The sequence below is a fragment of the Paenibacillus sp. Dod16 genome (assembly GCF_049893405.1).
GTDB lineage: Bacteria > Bacillota > Bacilli > Paenibacillales > Paenibacillaceae > Paenibacillus_AQ.
Map to the genome: position 1 here is coordinate 86,846 of NZ_JBNDYG010000025.1, position 16,309 is coordinate 103,154.

Sequence of the window (16,309 nt, forward strand, 5' to 3'; positions counted from 1 at the left end):
CCACCAGAGAAAACAAAGGAGTGAGGATCACCATGGAACCACTTTGGATTATTTTGTTTCAAAGTATATTGATCGGTATATTTGCACTTTCCACATCGTTCAAGTTTCTCCGCACCCGCTCGATGGTGCAGCACTGGACCGAATACCGATACCCCCTCTGGGGGATGTTCGTTGTTGCCGGTCTGGAGGCAGCGGGGATTGTCCTTATGATATCAGCATTCTGGATTCCAGAGAACAAGCTCTACGCTGCTTCTCTATTTACGGTTCTAATGGTGGGAGCCATTCATGCCCATCTGGTTCGGGCCAGGCATAAACCCTTCATGGCTCTGAATGCTCTGCTCATGCTTATGTTGTCAGCTACCCTTTTACTTCAGTAGTCGCTCCGAATAAGAAAGCAGCCGTATAAGACTTTCTGTAATCTGCACCGTAAAAAGAGGCTGCACATGCTGTCTCCAAACAGACGTGTGCAAGCCTCTTCCTCTTTTCCCTATATGGCGATTCATTCCTTTATTTCACCCATTTATGCAGCAGTGGCCCTTCCTCTCCAAAGACAGGATCCATATCCGGTACAGGCACGCTTCGGATTTCGTTGATCGCCTGCGCCCGATCCGTCGGGTTCCGCTCCCTCATATTCGGGGTATTCCCTTCGGGATAAGCACCAATCACTTCAAAATCAGGGGTGCTGGTGAGTTTCATATGTGCAGTGCCTGCCGGCAAGACAATCACATCGCCTGTGGCAAGCTCCAGCCGTTCTCCCGCATCGCCGCCCACCAGGACGGTCGCGCTTCCGGACCGCACACCCAGGACTTCGTGCGTATTGCTGTGATAATGATGGTAATCGTATACGCCGCCTGTCCAGCTCCCGCTCCAGTGATGCCGGCGGAAAGCAGCCTCCAAGCCGCTCGGGTCATCCGCGAATACTCCATTGTACACAATGACCGGCAGATCGGGATTATTGGGAACCTCTCCATCGTCTTTCACGAAAAATGATCTGACATGTACCTCCACGGTCATCCGCTCCTTTCTACTCATTGATGCACTCGTAGTACCAGTACCCGGGGCGAGCCGTTTTCAAACCGAGTTGTTCAACATTGCCTCCGCAATCATCAGAAAATCCTCTCGTTTGATCTCGAAATGCCCATAACGAAAGGCATTCCCCCAATTTCACATGCGATTCCGATACTACTCCAATCTAATAACGGGTCCGCTCTTTTAATTGCTCCAACACATCCTGATAGTCCACGACCTGACGTTCCATCATACACGCTGCTGCTCCAAGGCTTGTTTCAACCGCTCTAGCTGCCGGACATGATGCCGATAATGCATCTCGATGAGCAAAAACCACTCTAGGGCATGCAATCCTCCGAAACTCGGATGGGGAACGGTATCCTGCAGGGATGCCTCTCCAAGCATTGGCTCGGTTTGTCTCATTCGTTGGACGACAGTATCCAAACCTCGAATCAACTGCTCTTTCGTTGCAGGCTGCTCCGGGGTATATTGGGGAGACGGCGGAACCTGAATACGGACGGGAGGGAAACTGCCCTGTTCGAATATCGCCATACCTACTTCCGTTTTTCCCGCTGAAGAGACTGCTGCATCCTCAATCGGGTTTAAACATAACTCAATATTTCGCAGATGCATGGATAACGCGGATTGAATCAAGTGCTGATACATTTGCCCGATCGACCACTCGTCCTCTGCTTGTCTGTACTTTAATTCCTCCATGCTGAAACCATCCAGCTCCTGTAGATACACCTGCACCGTCTCTTCAAACCGCTGCAATGCTTCCGTTGTATTCATATCAACCACTCCCTTACATCGTCTTTGTACCGAATATACAAAAACGCTACTGACAACGTCATGTCAGTAGCGTTTTAACATCTTTTCCGCTTCATCGCGGATCCGGTCACGGAAGGATTCCGGCTCAAGGACGACGACATTCGATCCCCAGCCGAGCACCCACTGCAGGATCTCCTCCAGCTGGCGAACGCGGAAGCTCACAAGCAATCCGTCCTCGCATTCTTCTAATGTCTCCATGTAATAGTTGTCGGATTCCTTAACTCGATCCGCAATATCGGGATTTGCCAGAACTTGCACCCGCAGGTTACGGTCATCCGAAGGTCGATAGTCTTCCAAGTCAAAATTCGGCGGCATCTCAAAACGCTCCTCAAGGACCTTCAATTCCTTCATGCGGGACAGCCTAAAATGGCGGATTCCCTGCCGCAGGTCACACCATGCAATTAGTGTCCATGCGCCTTGGAGAAACGCTAGACCATAAGGAGCTGCCGAGCGAAAACTCTTCCTGTTGCCGTTAGAATCGGGCATTTTTTTCACATAATTGAATTCGACCTTACGCTCCTGCAGGATGGCTCGGCGAACGATTTCAACATAATCCTTCTCTTCTCCTAAACTTACCCTGTTGCCCGGTGAGAGCAGCCGCATGGTCTTCCGAACCCGCGAAGCATCTGCGCGGACAGGCTCCGGCAGAATGGACTCTATCTTCTTACTCGAAGTCCGAGCCTTCAGACCATATTCCGGGTCAAAGCGTTGTTCGACGAAATCCGTTCCAATGAGCAGAGTCACAGCCTCTTCCACCGTGAACATGACTGGCGGAAGGAAATATCCCTCCATTAATGAGTATCCTTGCCCGGGAGCTCCCATCACGGGTACGCCCGATTCGCTAAGGGCCTGAATATCCCGGTAGATGGTCCGGACACTCGTCTCGAATATAGATGCCAAATCTTCAGCCCGAACAACCTTTCGCTGCTGCAGCTCAAGCACGATAGCCAGCATCCGGTCTGTCTTGTTCATGCTGCTGTACCTCCCGTTCCATTATTAAAGCCGGTGCTCTATTATTCTGCAAACAGCGAAACCGAGCAAGAAGGACAGCTCACACCTCTCCCCAGTACACCTTCGTCTCATAATCAAAAAACACGCAGCCAGCCTGCTCATTCCGTTCAAATATCGTGCGCAGTTCGTTCATCATTGGATCGTAGTTCGGATGTCCCGGCAGCGGAGCGTAAGATGACGAGTGCAAGCGGCCGCACAATCCCTCGTAATCAAATGTCTGCCGATTGAAGAACTTCGCCTCCCTCATGTCCCCTCCCCGAAAAAAAGCAGCCAGCGTTTCACGCGAAATGTTCTTCTGATCCACTTCCTGATAATCGGTGCCATAGGTAAGGAGCAGCTGCTCATACGCTTCCAGGAACGGCGTTCCCTGCGTGAGCCTGGAATTCCATATCAGCGCAACCTTTCCGCCCGGTCTCAGGATCCGCCGGAACTCCGATTGGGCGGCATCACGGTCAAACCAATGAAAGGCCTGGGCGCTCACGATATGATCCACTGATTGATCAGGCAGTCCCGTCACTTCGGCTGAACCCGAGACCATTCGAAAGCCGGGTTCGCCTTCAAGGTCCGACTCGGCAGCTTTCCGCATCGCCTGATTCGGCTCCACAGCGGTCACGCGACTTCCCCGTTTCAGCAGCAGCTTCGAGAAGATCCCCGTCCCGGCGCCAATATCAGCAATCTCGCCATCCAATCCTACCGTATCATACAAATAATCCATGACCTCTTGCGGATAACTCGGGCGATACTTCGTATACGAATCGACGCGATTCGAAAACCGTTCCTTGCTGTTCATCCTAACCACGCTCCCATCCAAGATATAAGCGAAATCCAGACAACGACATTATTGTTCCACTAGATGAAACCTTATTTCATTTTTAATTCCATTTTATAGCAACACTCGCTTATTAGCCAGCATTTATTGTCTAACAGCCTAACCAGATGGGCGAAACTCTCGTGCGAGCATTTGCAATACAGATAACCCCACATTCACCTGGGCAGGCAAACCGGGGTTCTCTGGGATTGCAGGACTGGAACGGACGTCTGTCAAGCTGAGTCGTAATTGTCGTTGCCGAACCTGCCGGCGCAGTTGTATCTATGGCTCATACTCGCTCAGTTTCCCTTCATAGACCAGTTGCAGGCGCTCGCTTTGGCGAAAATCGTCCGGCGTCACCAAGGCCGGCAGCTTATCCCATAGCCTGACTCCGGACCGCTGCAGAATCTCCGCCACGAATTGCGAACAGAAGTAGGAGTTGCTGAATTCGATCGGTTCTTTTAGCGCGATGCCCAGGACGCCCAATATATTATAAAAATACTTTTTGTCCTTTCGGATAAAAGCCTGCAGAACCCGCTTCATCTTCGCGATGTCGCGTTCCGATACCTGAAGCTCATAGATGACACACGTCGTGTTGGGATATTTACTGAACGTTCCTGTCTTCAAATCCTCCTTCACGAACCCGCCGTTCAGAGGATTGTTCGGATTCTTTCTCCCGAAGCTATACAGCTCCGACAGCTCCCGATTAAAGGAGATCGAAGCATGGTTGTAAGGCGCCCTCGTGTAGCCCTGAATGACTTTCGTAAAGAGCGTTCCGGTATTGGTAAGCAATATAAAGACCGATTGATCCTCTACCATTTACGAAATTTCCCCTTATCCGTATTGAATTATTCCTTCATAATAACATATGATTCCTTTAGTAGAACAAGAATGATACCCGTGATAAGTTGGTGATGATAGGCATATGGACAGCTCGCTTTTAACCTTAATTCTAATATTCTCCGTCTTATCGGTCATCCAGCTGCTCTATTATGTGATGAGCAAGACGCAGCCGAATATCGACTATACGGAAGTCGGATTTCGCATCAAAACCTGGTGGGGCATGCTGGTCATCTTCTGCTTGGCCACGCTTCTGAATCCTGTGGTTTCCCTGCTATCCCTTATGGTGTTAACCTTCTTTACGCTCAAAGAATATTTCTCGATGATCAAAACACGAAAAGCCGATCGTCGTTTGTTTCTATGGGCGTATTTAACCATACCCGTCCAATTCTATTGGATCTACATCGAATGGTACGGGATGTTTATCGTGTTTATTCCGATCTATGTATTCCTGGTGCTGCCGCTTCCGCGGTTGATTAACAAAGGCACCGTCGGCTTTATGCGTAGCGTCAGCTCCACCCAATGGGGTCTGATGCTCATGGTGTTCGGTCTCAGCCACCTGGCCTATTTCCAATTCGCCACGCCTCAGTATGGAGCAGGGCTGGTGCTGTTTCTCGTCGTCTTAACGCAGCTAAACGATGTGGTGCACACAATCGCTTCACTCTATTTTGGGAGAAGGAGAATCGTGCCCACCTCGAACCCGAATCTGACCTGGGAAGGCTTTGCCTGCGCGTTTATCGCAACCACCGCAAGCTCCTATCTCATCTATCCCTATCTGACGCCGCTTAGCCCGACGTTTGGCCTTCTGTCCGGTATGCTGATCAGCCTCGCCGGATTCTTCGGCAGCTTGACGGTTTCGGTGCTGAAGCGCGATTTGTTAATCGGGGATGACGGGCGGTTCGATGCCTTGAAGAAAAGCTATCTGAGCCGGGTCGACAGCCTGACCTATACCTCACCAATCTTTTTTCATTTCATCCGTTACTTTTACGACTTTATGTAGAAGTGCCAGACAACCCTCAGGTGCAGCACGGGGCGATACAACCTTTAGAAGCCATAACCATGCGAGCTAGGCTCAACTTGGTTATGGCTTTTTACAATGCATGAAATCCTATTAGTGCGAATCCCCCTGAATCCTTGTTCCAGAATCCATGGGCACCCCCTGCCAAATCGCTTTATCCGCCTAAAATATAGAAAGTGGAACCAAAACAGAGACTGCTCTCGAAAAGCATCTATGTATTCGTTTTCTTGCTCTATAGAGCGGTTTTACATTTAGGAGTCCATTACGATAGTTTATTACATAGAGTGTTATATGGGTTTATATGGAATGAAAGGTTTTAATTGGATTATATTATCCCTTAATACCTAGATTTTCCCCCTTGACATTGCTTGTTATAGAAAAAGCGCATACCTAATCTAAAGTCCAATAGAGTAGGCGCACCATACTGGTCTTCATCACAAAGAGAGACGAAGAAGAGAGGAGTGAGGAGTTTGCAGTACTTTTTTTATGGATTAGCCGGCGTATTTCTCGTGTTTCAAACCCTGTATACCTTCATCCCGCTGCTGTGCAGCAAGGTGAAGAAGCTAAATCCCGATCTCGCCGAAAAATCAATCTCTGTGCTCGTCCCCGCTTACAACGAGGAGCTGACGATTCGAAATTGCATCGATGCCATGGCGGGCTTGCGCTACAGCAACTATGAGATCATGATCATCAACGACGGCTCCAAGGACGGAACCTTATCCGCCCTAGACGAGCTTCTGGATTTGGAGCCGAGTACCAGATCGGCCGACAGCAAGCTGAACTACAAGCCGATAAAAGGATTCTATCGCTCGAATCTCTACCGCCATATTTACGTTATCGATAAGATGAATGGCGGAAAAGCGGATTCGCTGAATGCCGGAATCGATCATGCCGCCTCCGATATCGTCATCACCCTGGATGCGGACAGCATGCTGGAAGCCGACTCGCTCAAGTATGTGAATCAATATTTTCACGATAACGACATCATTGCGCTGGGCGGTACCGTCAAAATTGTACAGGGCGCCGCGCGGGACAAGAACGGGGCCATCGTTGAGAAGTTTCGCGGAAGAGGGCTCATCAAGAGCCAGATCATCAATTATACGCACGGCTTCTACGTCCGCAAACTCACGCAATCGTATTTTAATTCCATCGTGGTGATTTCAGGCGCGTTTGGCGCCTTCTATAAAGACGTTCTCGTTCATGTTGAGGGCTTCCGCAGCACGGTCGGGGAGGATATCGACATTACGCTGAAAATCCACGAGTACATCAAAGCCAATCAGTTGAAGAAAAAACTCGTCTACGCTCCCGAAGCGGTATGCTACACCGAATGTCCGGAGAATCTACCCAACTTCTATAAGCAGCGCATCCGCTGGCAAAAGGCCTTTATTGACTGCATCCTCATCTATTGGTCCAGGCTGTCCCGAAAATTCAGCGTCAGCGTGAGCCTGTTCTTTGCGATTGACGGATTTATGCTGGGGACACTCTCCGCGTTTACTACGATTTTTTATCTGGGGCAGACCCTGATCGTTGGCGGAAACCTCCTGCATGCCATCATCTTCCTGCTGATGAGCGTGCTGCTGAATGCGGCACAGATCATAATCGCCCTGTACTTATGCCGTAAATATGGCAGTACCTATACATTTTCCGATTATATGAAGATGTTCTTGTTCAGCCAAGCGGAGCTGTTAACCTACCGAAATTTGCTGCTGTACATTAACATTGCGGGGACATTCAAATATTTTGACAATGATGAAGGCTGGGGCTTCGTGGAGCGCAAAGGCGTGGCCGCCATCAGCCAGAACATCGCCGCAGGATCGAATTAACTTATGGTGAAGGAGGCTGCCTGAAACAGCATGGTTCCCAATAAAAGAATTATCTATGTCGATATCCTAAGAATCCTATCCATTGTTGCCGTCATCATCCTGCACTACACAGCGGAGGTACTGACCAGCACGAATGATTTCCATTCCTCCTCCTGGTGGATCAGCAACGGGTTCAACTCCATATCCCGCTTCGCCGTGCCGGTCTTCTTCATGATCAGCGGGGCGATGATCCTGCGCACGAAGATTACATCCTACCGGGAGTTCTATGCAAAGCGCGTCGTACCGCTGCTCATTCCCCTTCTGACCTGGTCGCTCATCTATGGCTTGTACAATCAATACTATCTGATGCGAAGCAAGCTGAATGCCTATGAGTTCGTTGTTGACTTCGGGTATCGGCTGCTGACCGACCGGAATTATGTGCATCTGTGGTTCCTGTACGCCATTATTGCCATCTACATGACGGTGCCGCTGATGAGCAAATTTATCAAATCCTGCAGCGAGAAGGATCTCCGGTATTATCTGCTCCTCTGGTTCATCGTCAGTATCGCCTATCGCTTCATCTCGGATGCCGTATTTCGTGCAACGGATCAATACATCAACATTCCCATCATGAACATCCCGTTCTTCATGGGCTTCCTAGGCTATTTTATCCTAGGGTACTATCTCTTCCACTTTGAGCTTCCGCTCAAAACCAAGAGCATTCTATACAATCTGGGCATCATCTCGTTTTTTATCACGCCGGTGGCCACCTATTTTGTCTCGCTGCGCAGCGGTGTCCTGGATGAGATGTTCTACGGCAACTATTCCGTCACCACCTTCTTCATGGCTGTCGGTTTGTTTATCTTCTTTAAGGAGAAGGACGCCCGAATCAGCAATCAAGTGAACCATAAAATCCAGAAATTGATCAGCTCGGTCTCCCGGGCGAGCTTCAGCATCTATCTGATTCACCTGCTGGTCGAGATGATGTTATCCGGCCGAACCGAGGTCGAGGCCACGTTTCTGGAAGCCTCCCTCAGTCTGATCGTGAATATCTCCATCATCTTCGCCATCAGCTACATCACCGTCAAGGTGCTGAACCTAAGCAAGACGGCAACCTACATTCTATTCGGCGGGCGGGGTTAAAGAACGATGCGGATAACGATATATACGAAAATATTCATTGTGGTGCTGCTTGTCGGTATGGGTCTCTATTTCTATCAGATCTCCGCCGCGGAGGACCGGAAAATCACGGCAGTCTACGTGGAAGCCTGGCAGGATTACCGACACATCAAGTTATCGGAGAAAGGCGTGGACATCGCGTTTATCGCTTTTGCCAAGATTAAGGGAACGGATCTCTGTTTCCATGAAGACAGCACAACCAACAACCAGATCAAAGAAAACATCAAACAGTTGAAAGCGGCGAATCCGAAGACCCAAATGGTTCTGGCCATAGGTGGTTACGGTGCAGACGGCTTCTCCGACGCTTCGCTGGACGGCAACCGGTACCTCTTCACCGAGAGCATCATCAATCTGGTCAAGGAGCTGGATCTGGACGGCGTGGATATTGACTGGGAGTATCCGGCGTTTCATGCCTGGAATACGCAGAAAGCGCGCCCGGAGGATACGAAGAATTTCACCAGTCTGATGAAGGAGCTGCGCGAGAAGCTGTACAGGCTGCCTCACAAGAACAAGAAATATCTGCTGACGTTTGCCTCCGGAACCCAGGACTGGTATTTCCAAAACGTCGAGGTCAAAAAAGTGGAGAAATACGTGGATTACATCAACGTCATGACCTACGACCTGACAGGCAAGTGGTCCGACACCACCGGCTTTAACTCCAATCTGTATGTGGACAGCCAGGGGAAATCCAAGCATTCCATTGATGGAATTATCTCGATGTACCTGGACCATGATATCGACAGCCAGAAGCTGCTGCTTGGCGTCCCTGCTTATTCGTACGGCTGGAAAAACGTGAACGGAGCCAAGGGCACCAAAGACGGACTCTTCGCTCCCGGAACGCCCATCGACATCGACAAGGTGAACCTCAATTATAAGCAAATCGAGAAAGCCTACCTGAACAAAAACGGCTTCACGCGTTATTACGACAACAAAGCGAAGGCCGCCTACCTCTATGACGGCCATACCTTCATCAGTTACGAGGATCAAGAAGCCTTGAAGGAGAAGGTGGCCTACATCCAGAGTAAGAATCTCGGAGGAGCGATGGTCTGGCAGTACTCTCAGGACGCGGAGGATGGCATCGTGAAGTATCTGACGGAGCATTTGAATGAGAGACAGCAAGACGACAAGCGGTAACATTCAAAACCTTTTCTAAGCTATCCTGGACAGCATCCTTACTGGGGTATGCGCCTGGCGTCACCACACCCCTACCGCAAAAAGCCGACGATCATCGCAGTCGAATGCGGATCATCGGCTTTTTAATATTTTCTATCAGACTCCCTCGAGTGCCTAATACGGTCGTTTTAAGAGCTTGCCTGATCACTTTTCACCCGTAATTCTAACAGCCTCTATGTGACTGTATCGATTAAAGTAAAGAGCTTTGTCCTTTTTGATCCATCTAATCACGATATGGCAGAAGATAAAGAACCATAACAGTCCTGTAAGGAAAGCCACTCCAATTGCAAAAAGGTTGGCTAGAAGATCTTCACCCATATGATTAGAAAATATCTCCGATAAAGCTGAACACAATAAAGGCAAATAGACAATGGCGTAACGTCGACTCAAACTTCCTATCCAATTCCCCTTTTCCGGAAGTAACCTCATGCGAACGATCTTAGAACCCACCGTATTTCCTTTCCAAATCACAGGGATAACAACCATCAACACAAAGAAAACAATGGCAAAGATGATCTCGTCAACAAGTAATCCTGGACTCTTCAGCAACCCGAATATAAAGCCGGTTATCACTCTGGCAATAATAATATTTAGAAGAACCTCCATGAGCTGTGCACCAAAGGTTGCTTTTCTCTGGTTGTGAAAGAAGTGGCTTTGCTCACTAAGCGTTTCCCGCGATGGTATTAACACCAAAAACATGGGGGCGAGTATAAAGCCAAGTACAGTCCCAACCGTATTCGTCAACAAATCATCTACATCAAATATACGGTAGGGGCATTCATAAAAGCCAAACAAAGCGGTTCGTTGGGTTATTTCAAAGAAAAGCGAAACCCCAAAGCCAATAAGAGCAGCATGAATCCATTTCGCTTTCCCCTTAAAAAAATACCTCAGAAACACACCTAATGGAAACAAAAGCAAAACATTAAAAAACATTTGATAAAAGGCCCGCGTTGTTAACAAATGAATATAACTCGAAGGGGCCGTCCAACGAAATCCGCTTTCACGTTGAATATCCCGTATAAATTGAAAAGGACGATATTGAATGAAAATCCTGCCGGGATCCATTGAAACACAATTATTCCGAGCGCTGGGGAGTGGAAAAATCACTAAGAAGAAAGCACTTAATCCATAAAAGATAAAACTTAAGATAAGTAATGTTCTCCAAAAGCTAAAGTACCCATGTTTACGATACTGATAAACGGCCCAAGGGAGCGTCAGAAAGGACGCTAATATAAAACATATGGATAAAGCAATGAAAACAGGCATTACATAGGCTTGCATTTCATTCTCCTTTTCTAGAAGCAGCTAGTCTTTAGTGTTTATATTAGTATTTCCAAACGATTGATTTGCCAATACCTTATGATCCATTTCACCAAAGTGCACAGAAAGCGTACATGATCTGTGAATAAAAATCGATATTGACTTGGTGTTAACACCAAGTTGTACGATAATAGGGCAAACCAAGCGCTGCCGCAGAAAGAGGTGCCAAACATGGGAGACATATTTTCCATCAAACAAGTATCTAAACGAACCGGCTTGACTGAGGATGCCATTCGCCATTACGAGAAGATCGGTCTCCTTCCTCCTCCCGCAAGGAAAGATAATGGCCATCGTGTATATCACATAGAGGATGCCGAAATTATGGAACTCATCACATGCCTAAAGAAGACAGGAATGTCACTGGAGGATATGAAAGCCTATGTGCATCTTCCCTTTAAGGAAAATATTCAATCCGTTCCGGAGCTGAACGCCATGCTCCAGAATTACCGTCAGAAAATTACCGATCAAATTTCGGACCTGCAGCGCATTCTGCGGTTCATCGATGACAAGTTGATCCATAACCAGTCCCTGTTAAATCCCGATAGGGCGACCAGCGAAGAATCTTAAGTATAGGAGAATGACACATGACACATAAAAGAAATAATCGAGTCGCCTTGATCACGGGCGCAAGCTCCGGCATTGGCTTGGAGCTAACCAAGCGATTGTTATCCGAAGGCTGGCAAGTCCTCGCTTTGATCCGTTCTGCCTTTCCATCCGGTGATTCCCTTGTACAAGACTGCATTATGTCGCAGCAGCTGAGAATATACACGGCCGATTTGTCGGATTTTACGGATCTCCAAACCTCGCTGAATCAGATCAAGAAACACGAGAAGCATATCGATGTGCTGTTTAATAACGCAGGTGTTTCCTTTGGCGAATTATCCTACTCCAAACAAGGGCGCGAGATGCATTTTGAAGTAAACTCCGTAGTGCCTTATATCATCTTGATGGAAATGAAAGTGCTCCTAGCGAGAGGCAGCTTCAAGACGGTAATCAATACGTCCTCCAATGCGCTGCTCTATCTCAAACAGTTCGATTACAATGCGTTGGCTTCCCCTACCGTGTTCAAAAAGCTGGTTGGACCTTACGCTGCGAGTAAATTAGCGCTATCGTTGTGGACTCAGGAGATCGCCAATTCCATACAGAAGGATGGCATTATGATCCGGAGTGTCTGTCCGGGAGCAAATAAAACAACCATCACCAACAACGCCGGGATGCCAAAATTTATGATCCCGATCCGCCACCTGTTCTTCTCTCATCCCAGTGAGGGAGCTTCACGTCTGTATGAAGCAGCGCTAGGCAGTTTCCCACAATCGACCGGAGTCTTTCTCAACAAGGGGAAAGTAACGCCTTTGAAAATTCTCGAGCCAGGGTATGGAGGTGCTTGGCATGGTAGAGCGGATCTATAAGCAGGAGTTTACCGCGCTTTCTTAAACCCATGCAGCAGAGTTAATGGTGTTCAACCCATCTCATGAAGGCCCTGTTATCGGGTTTGCTGCCATTCCTCGATGAAACGGATCGTGTTGCGTGCGTGATAATCAGCCAAATTTGATGCAAATGCCTGATCCGGGAATCCACGGTGAAGCAGCTTCAAGCCGCCCGAGGTTAATGAGATATAGTGATGCAGACGGTAAAACAACATCCGATTCAAATCAAGCCCGGTTTGGTGGAAGTAAGGGTAATGCTTCCCGAATCGCAGCTCAAGAAACGTATGCTCATGCTCGATGTCAAAGTATTGCGCACCTTCAATATCAATGAGATAGGGCTCTAAACGGTCTGTAACCAGGATATGGTCAGGGCCCAACTCGCCGTGGATAAAGCCATAACGCCGACGGGAATCGATCCTGGATTCAAGCTCATGCAATATAGCGAGCAGCCTGTCGTGATTGTTCAGGATACTCTCGTTATGAAGGATGATGTAGGACAGCTGTTCCCTAGCATTTTCCAACTGCACAAGATGACATCGCTCCCGTTGATTCCAGCTTTGATCAGGCTTACCATAGTTTTGCCTGTGGTTTGCATGCATGCGTGCGATCATGTTGCCCACCCGTTCAAAGACCTCATCCCGAACCCGTTGATCCGGATGCTGAAAGTAGGCTTCCGCCTTCTGTCCCTCCATATATTCGACTAAAGCATAGTCAAAAGGGTATCGCTCCCGTTCCGTGTGAAGATCATATAGAGCAGGCGTCGAAATACCATGCTCCTTTAACCATCTGTTATTGATTTCGAACGAATGCCCGCCAAAGGATCGTTCATGCACACTTTCGTTCCCTATTTCTTCCTGAAAATAATTCTTCGTCAAGTCCCACACATACAACACGCAGGAGAATCCATTTTGACACTGGATCTTATAGACAACCTTTTGCGCCCCGCCATGCATCCTCGTGACATCCGCCACAACATAACCGGTACCCAAAACCTTTCCGACATACTCCTGTACATCTGTTTCATCGAGGTGACAAGTCCAACTCATGAGACCACGCTCCATTTCATTTGGTTTTGCCGGCTTCCCCACTCTATGGCATTTCCGGGCAAAAATATAGACTGTTTCTTTCGGCTCTGCTGAATAAGGTCTCGAATAAAATAGCCATACGATGAATAGCCCTTGGACACCAGTCCAAGGGCTTTTGTGATAGCATCCGATTCATGCTCGCTATTGGAACTTTCCGCTATCCTTACGTGCCGCAGAAGGTTCGGTAAGGACGCGACAACTCCGGCACGATAGCATATTCCGCTTGTTCCGGCGAATGCGCATATGGATCGGACAGCGCATGAAGCAGCTGCTCCATCACGCTGTAGTCCCCCTCCTGCTCCGCTGCTTCCAGCGCTTCCTCCACCCGATGGTTCCGGGGAATGACCGCAGGATTGCTGCTGCGCATTAATTGATGGGATTGTTCCTTCGATTCCTGCTGGCTGCCAAGTCTCGCCTGCCAGCGCTCATACCAGGAAGCCAATTCGGGTGTGCCGTTTAGAGGCGTATCCTCCAGCTTGTCAAACGTTAACGCACGGAAGGTATTGGTATAATCCGCCTGGTGGTTTTTCATCATCTTGAGGAGATCTTCGATCAGGGATTCGTCATCCTCCTCTTCATCGAAGATCCCCAGTTTGGCTCTCATGCCTGCAAGCCACAGCTCGTGATACAGATCGGTAAAACTCCCAATCGCACCTTCGGCCAACTTGACGGCCTGTTCCTCTTCTTCATGCAGCAATGGCAGCAGGGATTCGGCCAATCTTGCGAGATTCCAAGCCGCAATATACGGCTGGTTCACATAGGCATAACGACCTTGTGAATCGATGCTGCTGAATACCGTATTCGGGTCAAAGGTATCCATGAAGGCACAAGGGCCATAATCAATCGTTTCGCCGCTAAGGGTCATATTATCGGTGTTCATCACCCCATGGATAAATCCGACAAGCTGCCACTTGGCGATTAGAGCGGCCTGACGCTTGATGACCTCCTGAAGCAGGGCGAGATAACGGTTGGCACCGTCACCAACGTCAGCCTTCGGGTAATGCCGCTGCAGGGTGTAGTCCGCTAGAATCCGCAGATCCTCGGTTGTACCCGCTCCCCTTACGTATTGAAAAGTCCCCACTCTCACATGACTCGAGGCCACGCGGGTCAGAATCGCACCTGGCAGCTCCCTCTCACGAGTGACAGGCTGGCCGGTGGACACCACCGCCAGGCTGCGGGTAGTCGGTATCCCCAGCGCATGCATGGCCTCGCTGATGATATATTCGCGCAGCATCGGACCCAGAGCGGCCCGACCATCTCCTCCACGGGAGTACGGCGTCCGGCCCGAGCCTTTAAGCTGAATATCCATACGCTCATCCTGCGGCGTGATTTGTTCACCCAACAGAATCGCACGGCCGTCGCCCAGCATCGTAAAATACCCGAATTGGTGCCCGGCATAAGCCTGTGCGAGCGGCGATGCCCCCTTAGGTATCTCGTTACCCGCGAGGATCGCTGCACCCTCTGGGCTCTTCAGCCCCTCGGCGTTTAAACCCAGGGATGCCGCCAACGGCTCATTAAGGATTATCAGCTCCGGTGAGCGCACAGGCGTGGGATCTTGTTTGGTAAAAAAGGACTCCGGCAGCTTGGCATAACTGTTCTCAAAGTTCCAACCTATATCGATCATGGCTTTCTTATTGGTCATGGGATCTCCTTCTTCAAGCAGTATGATGATGACAGTATCTACTTATTATTTAAACACAAGTCGCTCTTTGTAGGGTTTACTGAAGGAAATTTATTATTCGACTGTTTCAAAGGCCATATCCTTTCTGATATCTTAAAAAAAATCGCTGTCGAGAATGCCCCGACAGCGATGTTGACCGTACCCATCCAGATATTAATCCCGATTCGCCAGCTTCGCCAGCAACCGGATAATTTCGATATACAACCACACGAGCGTAACCAACAAACCGAAAGAGCCGTACCATTCCATATATTTGGGTGCACCTTGCTGTGCTCCCTCTTCGATAAAGTTAAAATCGAGTATGAAATTCAGGGCTGCAATAATGATGATGACAACCGAAATTCCGATGCCGATCGGGGTGCTGTCATGCAGGTAAGGCACCGCCACACCGAACATGCCCAGAACGAAGCTAAACAGGTATACAAGTGCAACGCCGATGGTTGCTGCTATAATACCCTTTTTGAAGCCTGCGGTTGCCCGGATCAGACCTGTTTTATAAGCGAGCAGCATACCGAGGAATATGCACATTGTCAGTAAAGCCGCTTGTAATGTAATTCCATAATACAGATATTCATAATGAGCCGATAATGCACCGAGGAAAAACCCCTCCACGATCGCATAGATCGGTGCCAAGTAAGGGGCTACCTTCGGCACAAAGCTGATGATCAGCGCCAGAACAAAGCCGCCTATCGCTCCCCCGATCATGAACGGGAATACATCATACCCGTTAAAATACATAGCCCATGAAATGACCGCTGCCCCGATCAGCAGCGCGAGCAGCATGAACGATTTATTCACCGTTCCGCCAATCGTCATCGTTTCCTGACCGTTGTAATACCCACTCTTCTCAAATGTTTCTTCGTTTAGTGTCGGATTTCCACTGCGCCCTATCAATTAAATGCCTCCCTAACTTTCTTTTTTGTATCCATTTTAGCATAGGTTGGAATATTTTAGGATACAAAAAATATAGCATCACGGGTGAATTGGAATTGGGATCAATTCAATAACTCTATTGATGAAGCTGATAAAATCCATAGATCTGAAAATCATGAAGATCTTCTTCTGCAATCCACACCATTAGTCTTTTTTGTGCTACGCATCGAACTTCCTTTTTGTTCCCGCAAAC

The 16,309-nt window shown here is 48.7% G+C and carries 16 protein-coding genes; 7 read left to right on the forward strand and 9 right to left on the reverse strand.

The window, feature by feature from the left end; translation table 11 throughout:
- The first annotated feature begins 32 nt into the window (after nucleotides 1-32).
- Nucleotides 33-377: a DoxX family protein gene (locus ACPV3A_RS18325; protein WP_426200532.1), complete on the forward strand. Its 345-nt coding sequence runs from the start codon at nucleotides 33-35 to the stop codon at nucleotides 375-377.
- Between the two features lie 130 nt (nucleotides 378-507).
- Here ACPV3A_RS18325 and ACPV3A_RS18330 read toward each other — a convergent pair whose 3' ends face one another.
- From ACPV3A_RS18330 to ACPV3A_RS18350, 5 genes are all read right to left on the reverse strand, one after another.
- A complete protein-coding gene (locus tag ACPV3A_RS18330; protein ID WP_426200559.1) occupies nucleotides 508-1,008 on the reverse strand; it encodes a cupin domain-containing protein in 501 nt (166 codons plus the stop codon).
- Between the two features lie 249 nt (nucleotides 1,009-1,257).
- Nucleotides 1,258-1,800 carry a DinB family protein gene (locus tag ACPV3A_RS18335; protein ID WP_426200533.1) on the reverse strand — a complete coding sequence of 181 codons (543 nt, stop codon included), beginning with the start codon at nucleotides 1,798-1,800 and terminating at the stop codon, nucleotides 1,258-1,260.
- Between the two features lie 63 nt (nucleotides 1,801-1,863).
- Nucleotides 1,864-2,811: a YafY family protein gene (locus ACPV3A_RS18340; RefSeq protein WP_339295162.1), complete on the reverse strand. Its 948-nt coding sequence runs from the start codon at nucleotides 2,809-2,811 to the stop codon at nucleotides 1,864-1,866.
- A 79-nt stretch (nucleotides 2,812-2,890) separates the two neighbouring features.
- Nucleotides 2,891-3,640, reverse strand: coding sequence for a class I SAM-dependent methyltransferase (locus ACPV3A_RS18345; protein WP_426200534.1), 750 nt, complete (start codon nucleotides 3,638-3,640; stop codon nucleotides 2,891-2,893).
- Between the two features lie 300 nt (nucleotides 3,641-3,940).
- Entirely contained in the window at nucleotides 3,941-4,477 is a 537-nt protein-coding gene (locus ACPV3A_RS18350) for a hypothetical protein (protein WP_113057934.1), read from the reverse strand.
- Between the two features lie 106 nt (nucleotides 4,478-4,583).
- Here ACPV3A_RS18350 and ACPV3A_RS18355 point away from each other — a divergent pair, with 106 nt between their 5' ends.
- The 4 genes from ACPV3A_RS18355 (at nucleotide 4,584) to ACPV3A_RS18370 (ending at nucleotide 9,631) form a co-directional block, all read left to right on the forward strand.
- Nucleotides 4,584-5,498 carry a phosphatidate cytidylyltransferase gene (locus ACPV3A_RS18355; RefSeq protein WP_194540161.1) on the forward strand — a complete coding sequence of 305 codons (915 nt, stop codon included), beginning with the start codon at nucleotides 4,584-4,586 and terminating at the stop codon, nucleotides 5,496-5,498.
- A gap of 488 nt (nucleotides 5,499-5,986) precedes the next feature.
- Complete coding sequence (locus tag ACPV3A_RS18360; RefSeq protein ID WP_426200535.1) at nucleotides 5,987-7,339, forward strand: glycosyltransferase family 2 protein; 1,353 nt, start codon at nucleotides 5,987-5,989, stop codon at nucleotides 7,337-7,339.
- Between the two features lie 30 nt (nucleotides 7,340-7,369).
- Complete coding sequence (locus ACPV3A_RS18365; protein WP_426200536.1) at nucleotides 7,370-8,461, forward strand: acyltransferase; 1,092 nt, start codon at nucleotides 7,370-7,372, stop codon at nucleotides 8,459-8,461.
- A gap of 6 nt (nucleotides 8,462-8,467) precedes the next feature.
- Nucleotides 8,468-9,631: a glycoside hydrolase family 18 protein gene (locus ACPV3A_RS18370; protein ID WP_426200537.1), complete on the forward strand. Its 1,164-nt coding sequence runs from the start codon at nucleotides 8,468-8,470 to the stop codon at nucleotides 9,629-9,631.
- A 183-nt stretch (nucleotides 9,632-9,814) separates the two neighbouring features.
- Here ACPV3A_RS18370 and ACPV3A_RS18375 read toward each other — a convergent pair whose 3' ends face one another.
- Complete coding sequence (locus ACPV3A_RS18375; protein WP_426200538.1) at nucleotides 9,815-10,951, reverse strand: VanZ family protein; 1,137 nt, start codon at nucleotides 10,949-10,951, stop codon at nucleotides 9,815-9,817.
- Nucleotides 10,952-11,161: 210 nt separating this feature from the next.
- Between ACPV3A_RS18375 and ACPV3A_RS18380 the strand changes: the two genes are divergently transcribed.
- On the forward strand, nucleotides 11,162-11,557 hold the full coding sequence (locus ACPV3A_RS18380; RefSeq protein WP_426200539.1) for a MerR family transcriptional regulator: 396 nt from the start codon (nucleotides 11,162-11,164) through the stop codon (nucleotides 11,555-11,557).
- 17 nt (nucleotides 11,558-11,574) lie between these two features.
- Nucleotides 11,575-12,399 carry an SDR family NAD(P)-dependent oxidoreductase gene (locus ACPV3A_RS18385; RefSeq protein ID WP_426200540.1) on the forward strand — a complete coding sequence of 275 codons (825 nt, stop codon included), beginning with the start codon at nucleotides 11,575-11,577 and terminating at the stop codon, nucleotides 12,397-12,399.
- Between the two features lie 74 nt (nucleotides 12,400-12,473).
- On the opposite strand, the gene ACPV3A_RS18390 is transcribed toward ACPV3A_RS18385, so the two are convergent.
- The 3 genes from ACPV3A_RS18390 to ACPV3A_RS18400 form a co-directional block, all read right to left on the reverse strand.
- The gene (locus ACPV3A_RS18390; RefSeq protein WP_426200541.1) at nucleotides 12,474-13,463 is read right to left on the reverse strand and encodes a phosphotransferase; all 990 of its coding nucleotides are present in this window, start codon (nucleotides 13,461-13,463) and stop codon (nucleotides 12,474-12,476) included.
- A 202-nt stretch (nucleotides 13,464-13,665) separates the two neighbouring features.
- On the reverse strand, nucleotides 13,666-15,144 hold the full coding sequence (locus ACPV3A_RS18395) for a protein adenylyltransferase SelO (protein WP_426200542.1): 1,479 nt from the start codon (nucleotides 15,142-15,144) through the stop codon (nucleotides 13,666-13,668).
- A 192-nt stretch (nucleotides 15,145-15,336) separates the two neighbouring features.
- Nucleotides 15,337-16,077 carry a Bax inhibitor-1/YccA family protein gene (locus tag ACPV3A_RS18400; RefSeq protein WP_426200543.1) on the reverse strand — a complete coding sequence of 247 codons (741 nt, stop codon included), beginning with the start codon at nucleotides 16,075-16,077 and terminating at the stop codon, nucleotides 15,337-15,339.
- Nucleotides 16,078-16,309 lie beyond the last annotated feature (232 nt).

Bases quoted from the DNA above. Each gene is read 5' to 3' on its own strand.
- ACPV3A_RS18370 (WP_426200537.1), top strand. From the start codon at position 8,468: ATGCGGATAACGATATATACGAAAATATTCATTGTGGTGCTGCTTGTC.
- ACPV3A_RS18395 (WP_426200542.1), bottom strand. From the start codon at position 15,144: ATGACCAATAAGAAAGCCATGATCGATATAGGTTGGAACTTTGAGAAC.
- ACPV3A_RS18335 (WP_426200533.1), bottom strand. From the start codon at position 1,800: ATGAATACAACGGAAGCATTGCAGCGGTTTGAAGAGACGGTGCAGGTG.
- ACPV3A_RS18390 (WP_426200541.1), bottom strand. From the start codon at position 13,463: ATGAGTTGGACTTGTCACCTCGATGAAACAGATGTACAGGAGTATGTC.
- ACPV3A_RS18350 (WP_113057934.1), bottom strand. From the start codon at position 4,477: ATGGTAGAGGATCAATCGGTCTTTATATTGCTTACCAATACCGGAACG.
- ACPV3A_RS18340 (WP_339295162.1), bottom strand. From the start codon at position 2,811: ATGAACAAGACAGACCGGATGCTGGCTATCGTGCTTGAGCTGCAGCAG.
- ACPV3A_RS18325 (WP_426200532.1), top strand. From the start codon at position 33: ATGGAACCACTTTGGATTATTTTGTTTCAAAGTATATTGATCGGTATA.
- ACPV3A_RS18355 (WP_194540161.1), top strand. From the start codon at position 4,584: ATGGACAGCTCGCTTTTAACCTTAATTCTAATATTCTCCGTCTTATCG.
- ACPV3A_RS18345 (WP_426200534.1), bottom strand. From the start codon at position 3,640: ATGAACAGCAAGGAACGGTTTTCGAATCGCGTCGATTCGTATACGAAG.
- ACPV3A_RS18365 (WP_426200536.1), top strand. From the start codon at position 7,370: ATGGTTCCCAATAAAAGAATTATCTATGTCGATATCCTAAGAATCCTA.
- ACPV3A_RS18385 (WP_426200540.1), top strand. From the start codon at position 11,575: ATGACACATAAAAGAAATAATCGAGTCGCCTTGATCACGGGCGCAAGC.
- ACPV3A_RS18375 (WP_426200538.1), bottom strand. From the start codon at position 10,951: ATGCAAGCCTATGTAATGCCTGTTTTCATTGCTTTATCCATATGTTTT.
- ACPV3A_RS18380 (WP_426200539.1), top strand. From the start codon at position 11,162: ATGGGAGACATATTTTCCATCAAACAAGTATCTAAACGAACCGGCTTG.